The sequence below is a fragment of the Megasphaera micronuciformis F0359 genome (genome assembly GCF_000165735.1).
Taxonomy (GTDB): domain Bacteria; phylum Bacillota; class Negativicutes; order Veillonellales; family Megasphaeraceae; genus Megasphaera; species Megasphaera micronuciformis.
The window spans coordinates 186,980-205,328 of record NZ_GL538208.1 but is presented as its reverse complement, the minus strand read 5'-3'; the positions used below and the strand labels follow the sequence as shown (position 1 = coordinate 205,328).

The following is an 18,349-nucleotide window of genomic DNA, read 5'->3' as shown; positions in this document are numbered from 1 at the left end:
CCTCCTAAATTGCATTGTACTTGAGAACCATAGCCGCCGCTTGTGCCGCCATGCCCTCTTCATTACCGACGAAGCCGAGTCGCTCCGTCGTCGTGGCCTTAACGGATACATCACTTTCATCCATTTCCAAAGCCACAGCTATATTATGAACCATTTGGGAAATATAAGGTTTAACCTTCGGCTCTTGAGCCAACAAGGTAGCATCCACATTGATAATGCGACACCCGTTTTCTACAAGAATTTGCTTAACCTTGCGTAAAAGAGCAATACTGGACACATCCTTGTAGGCCGCATCCGTATCGGGAAAGTACGTGCCTATATCCTTAAGACCCGCCGCCCCGAGGAGGGCATCCATGACGGCATGAACCAACACATCCGCATCGGAGTGACCTTCCAGTCCCTTACCGTGAGGAACCGTAACACCTCCCAAAATAAGTTTGCGACCTGCTATAAGACGGTGTACGTCATAGCCGCTACCTACACAGTGCTTCGTCGACCCGTTTAAGTAAAACTCCAAAACGGGAATATCGTCGGGTGTTGTTACCTTGAGATTACGCTCGTCACCGTTTAATACAACAATGGGAACACCGCAGGCCTCGACCAACGAAGCATCATCTGTGCCGCTGAAGCCCTTTTCTTTCGCATATTCATGAGCCTTCTTCAAGACCGAACGGCGAAAAATCTGCGGCGTTTGCACGGCAATAAGGCGGCTGCGGTCCAAGGTTTTCAGCCGTTGAGGTTCCGCCGTCTCCGCATCTTCTCGAAGTTTCACCGTATCCTTTACAGGCACGGCATAAACGGCCGCATCAGCTCTCTCCATGACGGAGACGGCATTATCAAACCACTCGGGACCGGCCATGGGGCGAGACCCGTCGTGAACCATGACGATGTCACAATCCTCGGCAGTCAGCAAGAGACCGCTATATACGGAATCTTCCCGCTCAGCACCACCGATGGCATATTTCACGGGAATAGACGGCTTCAAAGCCCTTACCACCGCTTCCACGTCTTTACGATCCCGTTCGGACACGACAATAACGGTCTCGGACACGTACTTAGCCGCAAAGAGATTGGTCAGCGTATGTTCTAAAACGATTTTTCCGCAGAGGGGATAAAAAAGTTTATTTCGTTCATAGCCGAATCGCCGTCCCGATCCGGCGGCAACTACAATAACAGATACTTTCAAGTACTCCACCTGTTTCTAATCAGATACTTTGACAAAAATCATACGTCCCGCCGAAGTTTGCAATACGGAAGTTACGGTAACGGGGACGGACATACCGATATACTTTTGTCCATTTTCCACGACAATCATCGTACCGTCCTCCAAGTAAGCGATCCCTTGGTTTTCTTCCTTACCGGCCTTGACGATAAGAACGGTCATTTCTTCGCCGGGAACACGTGCCGGCTTCATAGCATTGGCCAAATCGTTAATATTGAGAACAACGACACCTTGTAATTCTGCTACCTTATTCAGATTGTAATCGTTGGTAATGACCTTGGCCTTAAGATCACGGCCGAGGCGCACCAATTTTGAGTCTACGCCCTGAATGTCATCAAAATCGTCATTAATAATGTGCACATCTACGTGGCCGTCCTCTTGCATTTGTTTCAAAATATCCAAGCCGCGCCGACCTTTAGTCCGTTTCAATAAGTCCGCCGAGTCGGCAATGAGTTGAAGCTCTTCCAGCACGAAGACGGGCACGAGGAGCGGTCCTTCTAAAAATCCCGTAGCACACAGCTCGGCAATTCGACCGTCAATGATGGAACTCGTATCCAACAACTTGGTACTTCCCGTCTTTTTTACAGATCTTTCCTTGGCTTGTTTGCCTAAGCGAAAGTTAGCCAACAGGCCGGACACTTCCGCTTTTTTATGTACGGCAATGCTCATTCCGGCATAGCCGAAAACAAGGTTGAAAACAATAGGACCGTAAGCCCCGATAATGGGGAGCCGGGCAAAGGCGAATCCGATTAAATTAGCAATTATAAGTCCAATAAGCAAGCCCACGGTTCCGGCAAGAAGGTCCTGTCCCGAAAGAGATCCCAGACTGAATTCGATACGATGAATAGCCGCCCAAATGAGGCGCAAAATAAAGTGAGATAAAATATAACCGACAACGGCTCCGACCAAAGCCCCGACTACGTATGCAATAACTGTCAGCACGGTCAGACTGAAAAATCCCGTTGCCTCGCCTTCCAACTCGGCACTGAAAAAGGGCGTCGTAATGATTTCGTCAGCCAATACAACAAAGATAATGGCCACTACGAGGACAATGAGCCAACGCATGAGCGTATCGGCCAGTTTATGCACCTTTACGCGACGTGCCTTACCCGTTTCCCGTTCAGCATTGGAAGAACGTTGATCATCAGACATACTACGTCACCTCCCGCAAATGATCCTTAACCTTTTAAAACTGTTTAATTATATCATGTATCCATGCCGCTTTCCAGGTAACCCGTCGTTACAAAGCCTATAAAAACTCTTTATTTACACATTCATATACAAAGGGGTCAATTATTCCGATTTCTTATAATCCATTCACATCGGCTAATAAAAAAATATATTCTCATACGAAAATAAGACAGCTCAGGCTGTCTTATTTTATCTATGCGCAGATTATTTCCCTTATTGCGAAAATCAGCAAATTTTTATTTGACACATTTGCATTGTTTTTAAAGCCGCTTCATGACTTTCGGGAGTCACTCCGGCACAGCAGGAAGATACAACGGATACAGATTTTTCAGGATAAAAGGCCTTCAGCATGAGAGCATTGGAAACAACACAAATATCCGTGCAGAGTCCCATGAGCTCGATTTCATCATAATCGGCTAGAAGATCCGGTAAGTCCTTAGAGCCGAAGGTCGGCTTTTCCACAACCGCCACAGCCGACTTCACGTACGGCTGCAAGGTGTCGATAATCTGCCATCCCTTAGTCCCTTGAATACAGTGTTCGACAGGCAGATTCTTTCCTTCCTGAGTTTCCAGATAATTTTTACCGTGAGTATCCATCGTAAAAACCAAAGATGCACCGGCTTTTTGGGCCGCTTCAACTTCGGTCTTCACGTGCGGAACTATCTTTTGGGCTTCCGCCGTCCCCAGACTTCCGTCAACGAAGTCGTTTTGCATGTCGATAACTACTACAACCTTATTCATATGACCATCTCCCGTATTTTAGTATCTTACGTGCTACACCTTTTTGCTAGATCTTAAAAGCTTTCTCAATCGCTTCTTTTACCGTCTTTACGCAAAGAATATCATACTTTTTTACATCTATATCATCCCTGTTGCCTTCGGGAATGATAAACCGCTTAAATCCCAATTTAGCCGCTTCCTGAATGCGTCTTCGTGCATGAGGCACCCGTCTGATATCACCTGTCAGGCCGATTTCCCCCATGACGACCGTTTCCGCATGAACAGGCAGATCTCTAAAAGATGATACGACAGACAGAGCCACAGGAAGATCGGCTGCCGTTTCGGACATCTTCAAACCGCCGGCCACGTTAATATATACATCTTGAGTCGATAGGTTGATACCCGCCCGTTTTTCCAACACGGCTAAAAGCAAGATCAATCGATTATAATCCATACCTACAACAGTCCGCCTGGGTACGGCAAAAACGGAACGTGAAGTAAGGGCCTGAATCTCACCCATAAGGGGCCGCATACCGTCCATGACGGCGGCAACAGTAGAACCGGCCTGACCGGCCGAACGCTCAGCCAGTAAAAGTGCCGATGGATTGACCAGTTCTTCCAAGCCGCCTTCGGTCATGGTAAAGAGCCCCGTTTCATTAGTCGATCCGAAACGGTTTTTCATGCTGCGAAGAACGCGAAACTGATAATGCCGTTCCCCTTCCAAGTACAATACCGTATCCACCAAATGTTCCATTAGTCGAGGGCCCGCAATGGCACCTTCTTTGGTAACATGTCCGATAACGATGACGGGAATGCCCGTAGACTTGGCAAAATTCATGAGCTTATTCGTTCCTTCACGAACTTGAGTCTGACTCCCCGGTGCCCCGTCACAGTCACTCGTATACATGGTCTGAATAGAATCAATGATAAGCAGTCCGACATTTCTCGACTTTGCTTCTTTTAAGACCGAATCCAAATAGGTATCGGCTTGCACGAAGAGGTCGTCGACTTTAATATTTAAACGATCGGCTCTCATTTTAATTTGTCCGGCCGACTCTTCACCTGATGCATACAATACCGTACCGGCTTCCCGACTTACGGCTGCTGCCGTTTGCAAAACCAACGTAGACTTGCCGATACCCGGGTCACCGCTCAGAAGAATCAAGGCCCCCGGTACAATGCCACCGCCCAAAACCGTATCCAATTCGTCAATTCCCGTTTGCAAACGACTCATTAATTCCATACGTACAGACTTCAATAACTCAGGTTCCGTGCCTTCGCTTCGTACCGAGGAAGCCACCCCTTTAGGAGCTTGCGGAACGGTTTGTTCTTCAACGAGCGTATTCCATTCGCCGCACTGCGGGCAACGCCCCAACCATCGGGTTGAAACGCTGCCGCAATTGTTGCAGACGAAACGGGTCTTTATTTTTGCCATATCGACTCCTTATATCATCTGAAAATCGATCTTTTTCCCGTCTTTACTGTCAATGCACACCTTCATGCCTTCTTTTAAAGTCCCTTCCAGCATATACTCGGACAGCTTGTCTTCGACGAGCTTTTGCAAGGCACGCCGTAAAGGGCGAGCCCCATATGCAAAGTCGGTTCCTTCTCCGACCAGGACCTCCGTCGCCTTTTCCGTCACGTCTACGACTACCCCTTTTTCTTTTACCTTATCTTCCAAGGTGTGAATCATGAGGCGTACAATATGACGCAAGTCGTCTTTAGTCAAAGGTTTGAAGATCAGAATTTCATCCAATCGGTTGAGGAACTCGGGTTTAAAGAACTTGCGAACATCCGTCATAATATCCTTCTTTACACCTTCAAAGGCATGGAGCCTGTCATCTTCCGACTCGTGTCCGACATTAAAGCCCATTGTAGGCACTTCGGACTTCAAACGATTAGCACCCAGATTCCCGGTCATAATAATAACCGTATTTCTGAAATCGACAGTTCGCCCCTTTGAATCCGTTAAACGACCGTCATCAAGGATTTGTAAAAGAAGGTTGAAGAAGTTATGGCTCGCTTTTTCCACTTCGTCAAATAAGATGACGCTATACGGTTTTTCTCTAACTTTGTCGGTTAACTCTCCCCCTTCATCGTACCCTACATAACCGGGCGGAGAACCGACGAGTCGTGCTACGGCATGAGATTCCGTAAATTCACTCATATCGATGCGAATCATGGCCTCTTCATCACCGAAAAGACCGGCCGCCAAGGCACGTGCCAGCTCCGTTTTACCTACGCCGCTGGGCCCCAGGAAAAGGAAAGAGCCGACAGGTCGCTTCGGATCTTTCAGACCCGCTCCGGAACGGCGCATGGCTTTAGCCACAGCTCGAACAGCTTCATCTTGCCCGATAACCCGTTTATGCAACTCATCTTCCAAGTTAAGAAGGCGTTGCGCTTCAGTCGTACCGATTTTTTGTACGGGCACTCCCGACCAGACGGAAACGACATCGGCAATATGAGAGCTTAAAACCTGAGGTCGGTCTTTTGCCTTTTGGGCTTCTTTTAACTCACGAATTCGTTCTTCCATCTCTTTGGCCTTATCACGCAAAGCGGCACACTCTTCAAACTTTTCGGCTGCCGAAAGTTCACTTTTTTTCTTTTCAATTCGTGCCAATTCGTCTTCCGCTTCTTTTAATTCACCGTTAGAAGCGGCATGTTCCAAGCGAACCTTAGAAGCCGCTTCATCAATAACATCAATAGCCTTATCGGGCAAATATCTGTCAGCAATATAACGAGCAGACAGTTTTACCGCATCCGACAAGGCTTCGTCCGTAAAGTGAACATGGTGAAAGTCTTCATACGGTCCTTTTAATCCCTGCAAAATAGAAAGAGCCTCTTCTTCCGTCGGTTCTTCTACGCGTACCGGCTGGAATCGGCGAGTCAAGGCCGAGTCCTTTTCAATATACTTGCGATATTCATCCGTCGTCGTGGCACCGATACACTGAAGTTCACCTCTGGCCAAGGCAGGCTTTAAGATGTCGGCGGCATCCATAGTCCCTTCAGCCGAACCGGCACCGATTAATTGATGCAATTCATCAATAAACAAAATTAACGATGAGTCTTCTTTGACCGCTTCCAAGAGTTGTTTGATCCGCTCTTCAAATTCGCCGCGATATTTAGTGCCGGCAACCAGACTTGCCATGCTCAAGGAGATGACACGTTTATCTGCCAACGGCTTAGGAATATGGCCGTCTGCAATTTTTTGCGCCAATCCTTCGGCTACAGCTGTTTTGCCTACGCCGGGTGATCCGAGAAGAACCGGATTGTTCTTCGTACGCCGGCACAAAATTTGGATGACCCTGTCAATTTCCTTATCTCTGCCGATGACGGGATCGATTTTGCCGTCTTTCGCATCTTTATTTAAATCGCGCCCGTAAAGGGCGAGAGGATTTTCTTTTTCAGTTCTCGTATCCGTGTCCGGGATTTCTTCACCGCCTTGGCGAACGGGTACTCTTTCTTCAATTTCTTCAATAATGCCGGCCGTATCAATATCCATATTTTCCAATACGTGAACGGCCATACTGTCTTCTTGTTGCAATAATCCCCAAAGAATGATATCCGTTTCAATGGGCCGCGACTGTTTGGCAGCCTCACGCGAAGCCTCTTCCATGGCCAGGCGGGTCTTGGTCGTTAAGACAGGGTTATCCGTCACTGCCGTACCGATTCCCACTACGCCTTCTATGACTCGCATGACATTGCCGTCCGTAAGTCCCAGTCGACGTAGGATTTTCCCGCCTTCTCCTTCTTTTTCCAAAAGCAGTCCGATTAATATATGTTCAGTTCCCACATAGTTATGTCCCATACGGCGAGCCGCATCGCGAGCATAGCGGAGAACGCGTTTTGAAGGTTGTGTAAAATGTTGTTCCATGCACATCCCCCTCCTTTCAAACCTTTCTGTTACGGCTCACGCCGTACGTACTTTTTAATGAGACTGCGCAATAAGCGAGCCCTTTCTTTTTCTTCTGGGTCTTCATCATTGAATCGCCTCAGACTTACATACGCGGAGTCAACAGCAGTAACCATAGCCGCATAGGTTTGCAAATCGGCATCGATTAAACCGCTCGTTACGGCCAGACGAAAATCACTCAACAAATTGAGGGCTTCTTCCTGTTCCATCAGTCTGGCTTGAGTCAATACACCGTAGCTACGGTACAGACGATCGAAGAAAAGGTCTGACTTTTCTTCCCGTAAGGCACGTCTGCATTCCCGTTCTTCCTCAATAATATGACCGACAACCGTTTCCGCTCGGTCCAGCAAGTCTTCTTCCGAAATGCCCAAGGTCATTTGATTGACCACTCGAAAAACATTACCTACATGCGTACTTCTTCCTGAATATACGCCCGAAAAGCCGAATCCGAACTTCGTAATCCCTTGCATAATTCGACGCAACTTTTTAGCTGCAATAAGCCCCGGCAAATGGAGACTCACGCCGATAAAAAGTCCCGTCCCGGTCATGGCCGGCATGGATGTCAAATAGCCGAAATCTTCATGAAAAGCCAACTCCGGTTGACCTTCCAGCACATTGTCGACGGCAAAAGCCTCCGCGGCAGCCTGGCGAACATTGCTTCCTGAAACAATCGTATTGATAACGAAATGATCCGTTTCATTCACCGCCAAAGAAGCTGCCGCATCTTGACGTAAAAATAACAGCTTGCCTTCCCCTTTTTTTGCAAGAGTAGGCGTTATGATCCTGCGTGCTGCCGCCAAATCACGATTCTCATCGCTCATATCATTGACGGATAACGCTTCATATTGACCTTTACCCAATTCGTTCAACCCGGGTATGCAAGCACGTGCCGCCTCACATACAACAGCCTTATCTTCTGCCGATGCCCGTTCGGGAAAGGCTCGATTCTTCATATTACGTGCCAACCGGATACGACTATCCAAGACGACATCGTCATCCGTACCTCGACTTTCCTGCCACGGCAAGACGAGAGACCGTATATACTCATTAAACACGATCTTCACCGCCTTCGAAGCTCAAAGCTTTGATTTCATCTCGAATCCGCGCAGCCTCTTCGTAGTTTTCTTGAGCCACCATGAGCTTTAATTCCCGGCGCAGTTTCTTTATATGGGCCTTTGTCCGAAATACCTCCGTACCGCAAACAGGAACCTTTCCTACATGACGCACATGACCATGAATCCTCCTCAAAACGGGTTGTATTTCTTCAGAAAAAGCGGTATAACACGCTGAACACCCGAATAGGCCCGTGCGATTGAAGTCGGCAAAAGTCATGCCGCATTCCGGGCAAGTAACTTCCGAGGTTATCGTAATTTCATCGTCACCGGTTGCTGTTTTGCCGAAAAAATTATTTCCCCATGCCTCAATATCCTTACCGTTTATGAGGATCCCTTCTTTTTCGGCACAGGCGGCACACAAATGTAATTCCGTCCGCTTACCGTTTTCTATTTTAGTAAGATGTACGACCGCATCGGCCTTTTTACAACTATCACAGAGCATGTAAAGCCTCCCCTTATCCCTTGGGTACGAGCTCAAGACTTTTTAAAATACGCGTAATAACAGCCATGCGTTGTGCTTCGTCATCAAGTTCTTCAAATAAAGATTTAAAAGTCTGATGCAACATAATGGCCTCCCTATTTGTTACTGCCTTATGTTTTAATAATTTAAACAGCAGGCCGTCCAGATCTTCCATAGAAATGCTGACGGCAGGGCGTCGTTCCGATAAAGTAACAGGCGTGCGGTCATGTTTTTTTCGCTTTTGCAACCGCACAATGCGTACGAAACCGCCGGATCCCCTTCTCGATTCGACGATAAAGCCTTTATCATTGGAAAAGCGCGTGCTCAAAACATAACTGATTTGCGAAGGCGCGCATTCCAACTCATCTGCCAATTCATTACGGCGAAGAACTATATTTTCTTCCTCTTCTTCCAATAACTTATGTAAAATAAACTTTTCTATTTTATCGGCTAATACACTCATATTATCACCTCATAAATACATCTGAGAGGTCCTTTTCATACGCTTTGACCTTACAATTATTATATTAGACTTTTTGACTTTTTACAAGAAGAATACCCCGACTAATCCGGGATGATTGACAGTATATAGTCCTTCTTTTTATAATAAATAAGTTATATACCTACGTTCGACACTGTATTGAGGGAGGCACTCATGTTAAGTACATCCTACTTTTGGAACTTGTCAAAAGCTATCTACAGGCCGCGCAATTTCCGTGAACAAAAGCGGGCTTTTTCCTTCTTTTGCATCAGTATTATGCACAAAGACCTGTTTAGAGAGTTCTATGACTACTTCGATTCATACGAACCTATGAAGGGGTTCTTTACTGAAAAAGACATTGATTTCCAAGAGAGTATGACCCGAGTTTTCCTTTATAAAAACTCGACCATGCGGGAACGCCTGACCGCCTTGGAACATCATTTCGATATTCTCCGTACCATGTTTACGGATGAGGTTATTCACGAACTGTATTGGGGCAAGGGCTACACACTCTGGGAATCTCCCGATCCGGAACTGCCCCTCGTCTGTCGCCTCATCTTCGATACGGGACAACGAAAAGAAGGGTTCTTATCCTTATATCTGTATTATGAGAACGAAATGATTTACCATTTTAACTTCCGCTTCGACTATAATAAGAGCGGAGTTCCTTCCTTGTATGTAGGTACTCTTCAAGGTTCTAAAGAAGGCTTGGCGCTGACAAAGGTGTTGACGAAGAAACTCTTCGGGTACAGGCCGAAGAATTTCATTCTCTACTTATTACGTATCTTCACACAAACCTTGGGAATGAAAAATTTATATGTCATTACGGATGAAGGTTTTTATACCAATAGCCATCTTCTGCGAGGAAACCGTTCAAAAAAGACGAACTTCAACGATTTCTGGAAAGATGAAGGTGCCTTCTCCGTATCAGACGAAAAAATGTATTGGGCCTTACCGATTGAAGAAAAAAGGCGCACATACAGTGAAATCAAGTCGCAAAAACGCAACCTTTTCCGCAAGCGTTACTTATTGATGGACACCATCATACCTACTTACATAGAAGCTATAAAAAGACTCTTTCGACCGGAATTTACACCCGTACCGTCAGCCGTAGACCCGGCTTCGATTACGGATAAACCGGCCGATTATGACCCCATCGAAGCTCCGAGAGGGTAACTTTTCTATAAATACTGGTGAGTATCTGACCCACCAGTATTTATAGAAATCAAACATAGCACAGCGTTTAAGAGAACATGGCAGGCACAAATAATATTTGTATAGTTTTCCCTTTAATGTAATAGCTGAAATAGTTCAGCAATCGAGGGTATATCTAGCTACTTACATCTTGGTCTAAAAAGGATGTTTGCTGAAAATAACGGAGTACATTCAGAGCCATACTATCTAGGCTATTTGTATTTAGCACAAATATGTATGCTGCGAATATTACCTGTATTTGCAGTGACCTTTTGGTAAACTTTATGTATTTCGTAGCATGCCCATAATGAGGACAGGTATGCTCCGTAGCAGGAGGTATCACTTTATAAACTAATGAATTATCTATTTTGTAGGAATTGGCAATAAATTTCCCTTTAATATTGAAGAAGGGTTGTATATAATTAATAGTAGGCATATGAGATCGCATCCTTTCTTTAGGGCTTGGACACTTTTATTGTAAAGCATGCGAACCTCATATGCTTTTGTTTTACAAAAAAAATAATGTTGGGGTCAGCACCTATTAGGTGCTGACCCCAACATTTATTATAGAACCACATTTATTATAGAACCGATAAAATCTATCTTCATCGCCACTAAAACCAACACGAAATGTCCTATAACGCTAATTGAATATTTTACTTATATCGTGCTATAAAATTCTTAATATTAGACCAATACTGCATACTTTCAAAGATTTTACTATCATCCCATTTCCACCATTTTATAGATAATAAATCTTCCACTTCATTATCAGAAAATCGTTGTTTTATAACTCGATTACCACCTACAACAACTGTATATGGTGCTACGTTCTTTGTTATGACACTACCTGCTCCTATAACAGCACCATCACCGATAATAACACCGCTTCTAATAATACTATGAGCTCCAATCCATACATCATTACCAATTCTAATGCTTCTATCCGCATCTGGCATATCTTTCTTATAGTCAAGAAAGACTCCATAAGTACTTACATAATTAATATTATGACCATTTTGAACAAGGTGTTGGTCAATACCAATAGAACAAAAACTACCTATTGAATGCATCTCTCGCTCCTTAAAAGAACGATATCCATAAGTAAATTTTCCTATTGGTATTCCTATATATTTATCAAACCAATATCTAGCTAAATTATCTTTCCATCCATATTTCTTTCTAGAATGTTTATATAACCATTCTGGAGGATTACTTGTTCCTCTAATTTTACGTATTCCGTCTAAATAAATTTTTTCCCATTCAGTAATCCCGTATTTATCTACTAACTCACTCATGATTTCCTTATTTATCTATTCACAAATTCAATAACTTTATTAGCAATCATTTTCACATCATCTTTTGTTAAATACATATGAAGTGGCATTGTAATAATTCTATTAGACATTCTATGCGCATTAGGACATTTACCATTATCATAAGAATACATTTCATACTCTGTATTATCACGATAGTGAACACCTGGGTAAATATCATTTTCTTGTAAATATTCAAGTAAACCATCTCGATTATCTACTGCAATCTCATAAATATGATAAGAACATTCATCTGCGTATGGTGTACCAATGATTTGAATTTTAGGCTCATTTTTAAACATTTCATCATAGCATCTAGCTAATGCACGACGATATTCATTTGTTTCATCCAAATATTTAAGCTCTACTAAGCCAATAGCAGCCATAATAGAATTGCCATGATCTTTATAGCCAAGGTACTCTACATCATATTGCCATTTATAAGAGCCTTTCGTACCACTATTACGTGCATACGTATCCTTATTAATACCTAACCAAGTCAATTTACGGCAAATTTCATCATATTTTTTATTTTGGAAACAAATCATACCACTATCAGCAGTTGGTAGATTTTTAACAGCTTGGAATGAATAAACAGCCACATCTACACCATCCCAAGTACCTGGCATTTGTCCATTCACGCGAGTACCTGCCATATGAGCCGCATCGAGTATTAACTTCAGATTATGTTCTTTACAAATTTCAATAATTTTATCTAATTGACCAACACGTCCACCATAACCAACGAAAATAACAGCTCTAGTTTTATCATTAATTTTACGTTTTACATCCTCAGGATCTAAGCAAAGGTATTCATCTACATCAGCAAAACGAGGTACTAATTTTTCATATAAAACAGCATGATTCGTAGATACAAAAGTAATTGGTGTTGTTATAATCTCATCACCATTTTCCCAACCATTTTCTTTTTTTAAAATTTCTACTGCTAAATGTAAACCAACAGTAGCAGAATTTAAGAAATGAGCATTCTCATGACCAGTATATTCTTTCCATTTATTTTCAAATTCTACTGTTTTAAAACCAAGACCAGTCCAACCAATCTCTAGACACTCTCTGATTTCATTTAAACATTCCTCTACATGATATTTAGGTTTTAATACTTGAATCGTCATAACGATATACTCCTTTATAGATATAATTTCATTTTTATAAGAATTCTATTATCTAAACTAGCTCTATCATATTCTATAAATCCACACTGTTCATATATTTTTAGTGCTGGAATATTATCAGCAAAAACTTCTAACTTTAACTTTTGTAAATGAAATTTATCTCTAGCAACATTAATCAAATATTTTAAAATAAATTTACCTAAGCCAGGTTGATTATATTTATCTTTATCAACTATAAGTCGACCAAATTCAGCCTCATTATTATTGATATCATAAATAGCAGCAAAGCCAATTATACTATCATCACTTTTACGAACTACAGAATACATATAATCTTGAAAGTTTTTTAAATATGAATCAAACCATATCTGTTGACTTTCATAAGAAATTTCCTTTTGATAGATAAAATTTTTACGATTAACACTCCTATTTCGTAAAACATGTAAAAATTCTATATCATCTTTAAGCAATTCTCTTATATAAATACTATCATTCATAGCTATATTACACAACATTTATATTCCCCACTAATAATATGTTCCCACCAATCTTGATTATCCATATACCACTGAATGGTTTTCTTTATTCCTTCATCAAAAGATGTTTTAGGCAACCACCCTAATTCATTATTGATTTTAGTAGGATCAATAGCATAACGTTGGTCATGCCCCGGTCGGTCTATAACATAAGTAATTAAAGATTCATCTTTTCCCAATGTAGATAAGATTGTTTTTACTACATCAATATTAGCACGTTCATTATGACCTCCAATATTATAAACCTCACCCACTCGGCCTTTTCTAATAATCAAGTCGATAGCTTCACAATGATCCTTTACATATAACCAATCACGTACATTCTTTCCATCCCCATATACGGGTAATTTTTTATTATTGAAAGCATTAATAATCATCAATGGAATCAATTTTTCGGGAAAATGATATGGTCCATAGTTATTCGAACAACGAGAGATTGTTACCGGTAAGCCGTACGTTCTATGGTATGCCAACACTAATAAATCAGCAGCCGCCTTAGATGATGAGTATGGGCTCGATGTATGAATCGGTGTCTCTTCTGTAAAGAATAAGTCCGGTCGATCTAGTGGCAAATCGCCATACACTTCATCTGTAGAGACTTGATGATACCGTTGAATACCATATTTACGACATGCATCCATTAATACAGCAGTCCCCATAATATTCGTACGTAAAAATGCTTCGGGATTCTCAATGCTTCTATCTACATGAGATTCGGCTGCAAAATTAATAACTATATCCGGCTTATATTGTTCAAAAATCTCATATATAGTCTGTCTATCTGCAATATCTGCCTTCATAAAAGTGAAATTAGACGTATCTTTTATAGGTTCTAAAGTTTCTAAATTACCTGCATAGGTTAGCACATCAACGCATATGATATGGTCCTGTGGGTATTTAGCTACCATCATATGTACAAAATTACCACCGATAAATCCAGCACCGCCGGTCACAATAATATTCATATACTCACATCCTATTGCTTACTATCAGCCATTGTAAAGGATATCTTATTCTCTAATTCATCAAAGAATGGTGATTTATTATCCTTCTCAGATAGAATAGGATTTTCTATACCCCAATTAATAGCCAATGTAGGGTCATTCCATCGAATACCTCCATCTGCGTCCGGTGCGTAATAGTTATCTGCTTTATACATAAACCCAACATGATCTGTTAGTGTTACAAACCCATGTCCAAAGCCACGAGGAATTAGAAATTGTTTTTGATTTTCTTCACTAAGTTCAATACCATACCATTGCTTATATGTGGGACTATCCTTACGAAGATCAACTGCCACATCGAGCACAGCACCACGGACACATCGTACTAGTTTAGCTTGCGCCTTATCCCCATATTGAAAGTGAATACCACGCAATGTACCTTTTACAGTAGATGATGAATGATTATCTTGTACGAAATTATAAAATAAACCAGCCGTCTCCATAGTGCGCTTATTCCATGATTCCATAAAGAAGCCTCGATGATCACCAAAGACTTGTGGCTCAATGATCACAAGACCCGGTATACCTGTTTCTGTAACTTTAATTCCCATACTACATAACTCCTATCCTTGTATTTGCCCTTCTGCTACACGCCGTAAATGTTTACCATATGGAGATTTACCATATAACTTTGCACTCTCTAGTAATTGTTCTTTACTAATCCAATTGTTACGATAAGCAATTTCTTCTAACGCGGAGATTTCAATACCAGATCGAGTTTGAATAACACGAACAAATTCAGACGCATCGCTAAGAGAATCTACTGTTCCCGTATCTAACCAAGAATATCCACGCCCCAATATTTTTACGCGTAAGTCTCCACGTTCTAAATACATCTTATTTAAATCAGTAATTTCTAATTCCCCTCGTTCCGATGGTGTTACCTTTTTAGCCAATTCGCAAACGTCTTTATCATAGAAATATAATCCCGTTACCGCATAATTTGATTTAGGATATTCAGGTTTCTCTTCAATAGACTTTACTAATCCGCTTTCATCAAATTCAACGACACCAAACCGTTCAGGATCTTCTACATGATAACCAAATACAGTAGCTCCGCTTTTTACTTGTGCAGCTTCTAACAACTGCATTCTCATACCGGCTCCGTAGAATATGTTATCTCCCAAAATCATGGCACATGAATCACCATTAATAAATGTTTCTCCAATAATAAAAGCTTGGACCAATCCATCAGGAGAAGGTTGTACCTCATATTGTAAATTAATGCCGTACCGTAAACCATTGCCTAATAGTCGTTCAAAATTAGGCAAGTCTTGTGGAGTCGATATAATTAAAATATCTTTAATACCCGCAAGCATCAATATAGACAAAGGATAGAAAATCATCGGTTTATCATAAACAGGCAATAACTGCTTAGATGTCACCAATGTTAATGGATACAATCGCGTTCCCGAACCACCGGCTAAAATAATGCCCTTCACACTAACCTCCCTAAAACTCTACGAAAAGATATGCTTTAATGAACTAACTAAATTGTATTTTCCTCGAACAATTACTCCACCAGCCTTAGCAATCTCATTGCGCTCGTACTCATGTTCCAAGTAATACTGAATTTTATCAATTAATTCTCGATTGTCCTCATAACAATCAAAATGTCTTCTTTCTTCTAATTCCAAATCACATTTATTTCGTCTATCACTAAGTACAAAGTTATCGTTTCCCATAATTTCAAAAGTCCGACAATTATAACAACTATGCCCTTCTAAGTGAATATTAAGATTAATCTTAGAACGCTTGTAATACTTAATAACATCGTGAGGCGCAAGAACCTTATTTTTAACAAACTTAGATAGATAGGGATATTTATGCTTAAACTTTAACTTTCCTATAAGCCGCTGATACCAGTGGTGACTATGCCAAATACGGCCTAATACAAGCATGTTATAGTTCTTTTCACAAGCCAATTTAGCTACCGTTTCCAATATATCTAAGCGTTTGGGTATGCCGGCAATCGTACCAATAAAGAATATATCAATATCCTGCCTATCTTCAGATGTGCGAGGAGATGCATAAAACGAAGGTCCGGCAAACAGAGGCAAATATGTTCCCCTAACGGAATAGTATTTCTCCAATTGTATGATGTCATTAATCTCAAATGAATAGATTTGAGAATATAAATGAATATGTGCTCCTAAATCACTCATCTCATGCATAGTATCCCAAACCCATAGACGACAGTCTATTTTTTCAGCTATCGTTTCATCGATAAAAAATGTTTTATCCGGAAATCTAAAATCATTAAGAAATAACACAACATCTATTTTTTTATCTTCAATTACTGTTAAGAGTCGCTTCCGTTCTTCTTGCGCGGATTTACTGTAATCCAACTTAAACATATCGGTATTATTGCCCAGTTGTGTGTTTGCAGCAATCATACTATCAGAAAATATGCCGAAATTTTGATGGGTAGTAACCATACAGACATTCATACATATCACCCACTCCACATAAAATATAACAAATATGCCAATTTTATTTCTGAACTGCCATACCTTTGATTATAGACTTATCGAAACTATGCTATCATAAACGTTTATTGGGCTACATCTCTGTAAAAAGCAATCCAATACCTTCTAATTCTAATCTTCGCCTTTATTCCCCTATCCCCTTAGCTCAAACATCATTATTCAGAAACCAATAACCAATATGCTCTATTAGGACTCATATCTAAAAGGCCGTTTCAATTTCTGTATCTGCCTATACCGTTCTCTTCTTCTATAGTGGTCTCGCCTATATCTTAACCAATCTTTAATAACAAAGACTACGTGACCAAACCAATCACTGAGTGTTCCACGCCGCAATATACTTTCACTATATACCTTGGGATTAGTCCGCAACTCACATTTTAATACCACTGTATCTACATTATTTTTATTCATAAAGTTGAAGATTTCCATGCAACTACAACTCTTCATCGGCAAATTGTTACAATGCCAAGCAACTCTTGTATCTTTGGATAGCAGCACTTTGCCTTCCATAGAATTTCCTAAATAGATAGAAATCTCAGGATATTTTTCACCTTTATAAACTACCCAATCATATGCGAAATTTCCATTGAATAAAATTTGTATATATTTATCGCCAGGATCATCGGCATGAGGTCCCCTATACCAATAAACCTGATCACTATTAATCAATTTCATGCCACGTCGGTATGCGGCTTGGGATTCATGGGCTCCCAATGCTTGATATAGAGGATTCTCAATTAGCACATGATTTCTACAGGACTGAGGTACCGGAATACGTACTCGCTCGTTCCAAGTTAAATTTTTGCTGGGTGTCGAATACCCTTTTGGACATGCTTTCGGATTCATAACAGAGGAATACCAATGAATTCCCCGCCAATCATTAATGGATTCATAGGCATTGCCGTAAGCAAATGTACTATACAATCTAACCTTACTCCCACCAGCCCATAATTTTCGCATAGCGGTCAAAACAGCCTCTTCACATTGTCTATGGTCTCGATGTGAATCGAATCCTGTGCAAATGATAGCATCAGGCTGTACCTTTAAAATTAATTGCTCAATATCGTTCAATAAAATTCCCCAGGAGATTTTACGATTTCTATAATTAAAAACAGCATTTTTATGTTCGTATACAGATAAAGTAGGAAATCCACAATCCGGATAGTCTAAAAAATAAATATTTTCTGGTGGCACATTAAGATATCTGCCAGCATTTAAAGCTTCATTATTTCGAAAAGGTACTTCATAATCACAATCACCATTCGTCATGAATGCTAAGAAAACTTCTACCCCTTCCTCAGTTGCCCCAATAATAGTGCTACCACCAACATTAATCTCATCATCTTGATGAGGCACTATTACCAATAATTTTTTCCCACCGAAGAACCCTCTATAGGAAAAGCTGCTCGATATATCCAATTGACTCATATCTCCCATATAACTTCCCCCCCACCACTATTAAAACCACATTCATTTTACCAAGAACTTATATTTCAAATATCAACGACTATATATAAAATCACTATTTAATCGAGGCCCCATTTCATCCTTTAATACGCATCATTCAAAAAGGTC

General features: G+C 41.3%; 17 protein-coding genes. 1 reads left to right on the top strand and 16 read right to left on the bottom strand.

Annotated features, from left to right (window positions below; all coding sequences use genetic code 11):
- Positions 1 to 4: 4 nt before the first annotated feature.
- The 8 genes from ispD to HMPREF9429_RS04670 form a co-directional block, all read right to left on the bottom strand.
- Entirely contained in the window at positions 5 to 1,195 is a 1,191-nt protein-coding gene (gene ispD, locus HMPREF9429_RS04705) for a 2-C-methyl-D-erythritol 4-phosphate cytidylyltransferase (protein WP_006942058.1), read from the bottom strand.
- Positions 1,196 to 1,201: 6 nt separating this feature from the next.
- Positions 1,202 to 2,374: a PIN/TRAM domain-containing protein gene (locus HMPREF9429_RS04700; RefSeq protein WP_006942057.1), complete on the bottom strand. Its 1,173-nt coding sequence runs from the start codon at positions 2,372 to 2,374 to the stop codon at positions 1,202 to 1,204.
- Positions 2,375 to 2,638: 264 nt separating this feature from the next.
- On the bottom strand, positions 2,639 to 3,154 hold the full coding sequence (locus HMPREF9429_RS04695; protein ID WP_006942056.1) for a cysteine hydrolase family protein: 516 nt from the start codon (positions 3,152 to 3,154) through the stop codon (positions 2,639 to 2,641).
- Between the two features lie 46 nt (positions 3,155 to 3,200).
- Positions 3,201 to 4,568: a DNA repair protein RadA gene (gene radA, locus HMPREF9429_RS04690; protein WP_006942055.1), complete on the bottom strand. Its 1,368-nt coding sequence runs from the start codon at positions 4,566 to 4,568 to the stop codon at positions 3,201 to 3,203.
- Positions 4,569 to 4,577: 9 nt separating this feature from the next.
- On the bottom strand, positions 4,578 to 7,007 hold the full coding sequence (locus HMPREF9429_RS04685) for an ATP-dependent Clp protease ATP-binding subunit (RefSeq protein ID WP_006942054.1): 2,430 nt from the start codon (positions 7,005 to 7,007) through the stop codon (positions 4,578 to 4,580).
- Between the two features lie 29 nt (positions 7,008 to 7,036).
- On the bottom strand, positions 7,037 to 8,101 hold the full coding sequence (locus HMPREF9429_RS04680; protein WP_040773831.1) for a hypothetical protein: 1,065 nt from the start codon (positions 8,099 to 8,101) through the stop codon (positions 7,037 to 7,039).
- Positions 8,094 to 8,603, bottom strand: coding sequence for a UvrB/UvrC motif-containing protein (locus tag HMPREF9429_RS04675; RefSeq protein WP_006942052.1), 510 nt, complete (start codon positions 8,601 to 8,603; stop codon positions 8,094 to 8,096). Before HMPREF9429_RS04675 ends, HMPREF9429_RS04680 begins: the two co-directional genes overlap by 8 nt.
- A 13-nt stretch (positions 8,604 to 8,616) precedes the next feature.
- On the bottom strand, positions 8,617 to 9,084 hold the full coding sequence (locus HMPREF9429_RS04670) for a CtsR family transcriptional regulator (protein WP_006942051.1): 468 nt from the start codon (positions 9,082 to 9,084) through the stop codon (positions 8,617 to 8,619).
- A gap of 192 nt (positions 9,085 to 9,276) precedes the next feature.
- On the opposite strand from HMPREF9429_RS04670, the gene HMPREF9429_RS04665 reads away from it, so the two are divergent.
- Positions 9,277 to 10,278 (top strand): DUF535 family protein, encoded by a 1,002-nt coding sequence (locus HMPREF9429_RS04665; RefSeq protein ID WP_040773829.1) that lies wholly within the window; start codon positions 9,277 to 9,279, stop codon positions 10,276 to 10,278.
- A 674-nt stretch (positions 10,279 to 10,952) separates the two neighbouring features.
- Here the strand turns inward: HMPREF9429_RS04665 and HMPREF9429_RS04655 are convergent.
- From HMPREF9429_RS04655 to HMPREF9429_RS04620, 8 genes are all read right to left on the bottom strand, one after another.
- Positions 10,953 to 11,594 (bottom strand): CatB-related O-acetyltransferase, encoded by a 642-nt coding sequence (locus HMPREF9429_RS04655; protein ID WP_006942047.1) that lies wholly within the window; start codon positions 11,592 to 11,594, stop codon positions 10,953 to 10,955.
- Between the two features lie 11 nt (positions 11,595 to 11,605).
- A complete protein-coding gene (locus tag HMPREF9429_RS04650) occupies positions 11,606 to 12,745 on the bottom strand; it encodes a DegT/DnrJ/EryC1/StrS family aminotransferase (protein ID WP_006942046.1) in 1,140 nt (379 codons plus the stop codon).
- Between the two features lie 14 nt (positions 12,746 to 12,759).
- Complete coding sequence (locus HMPREF9429_RS04645; RefSeq protein WP_198005682.1) at positions 12,760 to 13,242, bottom strand: GNAT family N-acetyltransferase; 483 nt, start codon at positions 13,240 to 13,242, stop codon at positions 12,760 to 12,762.
- Positions 13,243 to 13,244: 2 nt separating this feature from the next.
- Positions 13,245 to 14,246: a dTDP-glucose 4,6-dehydratase gene (rfbB, locus tag HMPREF9429_RS04640; protein ID WP_006942043.1), complete on the bottom strand. Its 1,002-nt coding sequence runs from the start codon at positions 14,244 to 14,246 to the stop codon at positions 13,245 to 13,247.
- An 11-nt stretch (positions 14,247 to 14,257) separates the two neighbouring features.
- The gene (gene rfbC / locus HMPREF9429_RS04635) at positions 14,258 to 14,836 is read right to left on the bottom strand and encodes a dTDP-4-dehydrorhamnose 3,5-epimerase (RefSeq protein ID WP_006942039.1); all 579 of its coding nucleotides are present in this window, start codon (positions 14,834 to 14,836) and stop codon (positions 14,258 to 14,260) included.
- A gap of 12 nt (positions 14,837 to 14,848) precedes the next feature.
- Positions 14,849 to 15,727, bottom strand: a complete 879-nt coding sequence (rfbA, locus tag HMPREF9429_RS04630; protein WP_040773826.1) for a glucose-1-phosphate thymidylyltransferase RfbA — start codon at positions 15,725 to 15,727, stop codon at positions 14,849 to 14,851.
- Positions 15,728 to 15,745: 18 nt separating this feature from the next.
- Positions 15,746 to 16,723 carry a glycosyltransferase family protein gene (locus HMPREF9429_RS04625; RefSeq protein WP_006942035.1) on the bottom strand — a complete coding sequence of 326 codons (978 nt, stop codon included), beginning with the start codon at positions 16,721 to 16,723 and terminating at the stop codon, positions 15,746 to 15,748.
- A 237-nt stretch (positions 16,724 to 16,960) separates the two neighbouring features.
- Complete coding sequence (locus tag HMPREF9429_RS04620; RefSeq protein WP_006942034.1) at positions 16,961 to 18,211, bottom strand: PIG-L family deacetylase; 1,251 nt, start codon at positions 18,209 to 18,211, stop codon at positions 16,961 to 16,963.
- Between the last annotated feature and the right edge of the window lie 138 nt (positions 18,212 to 18,349).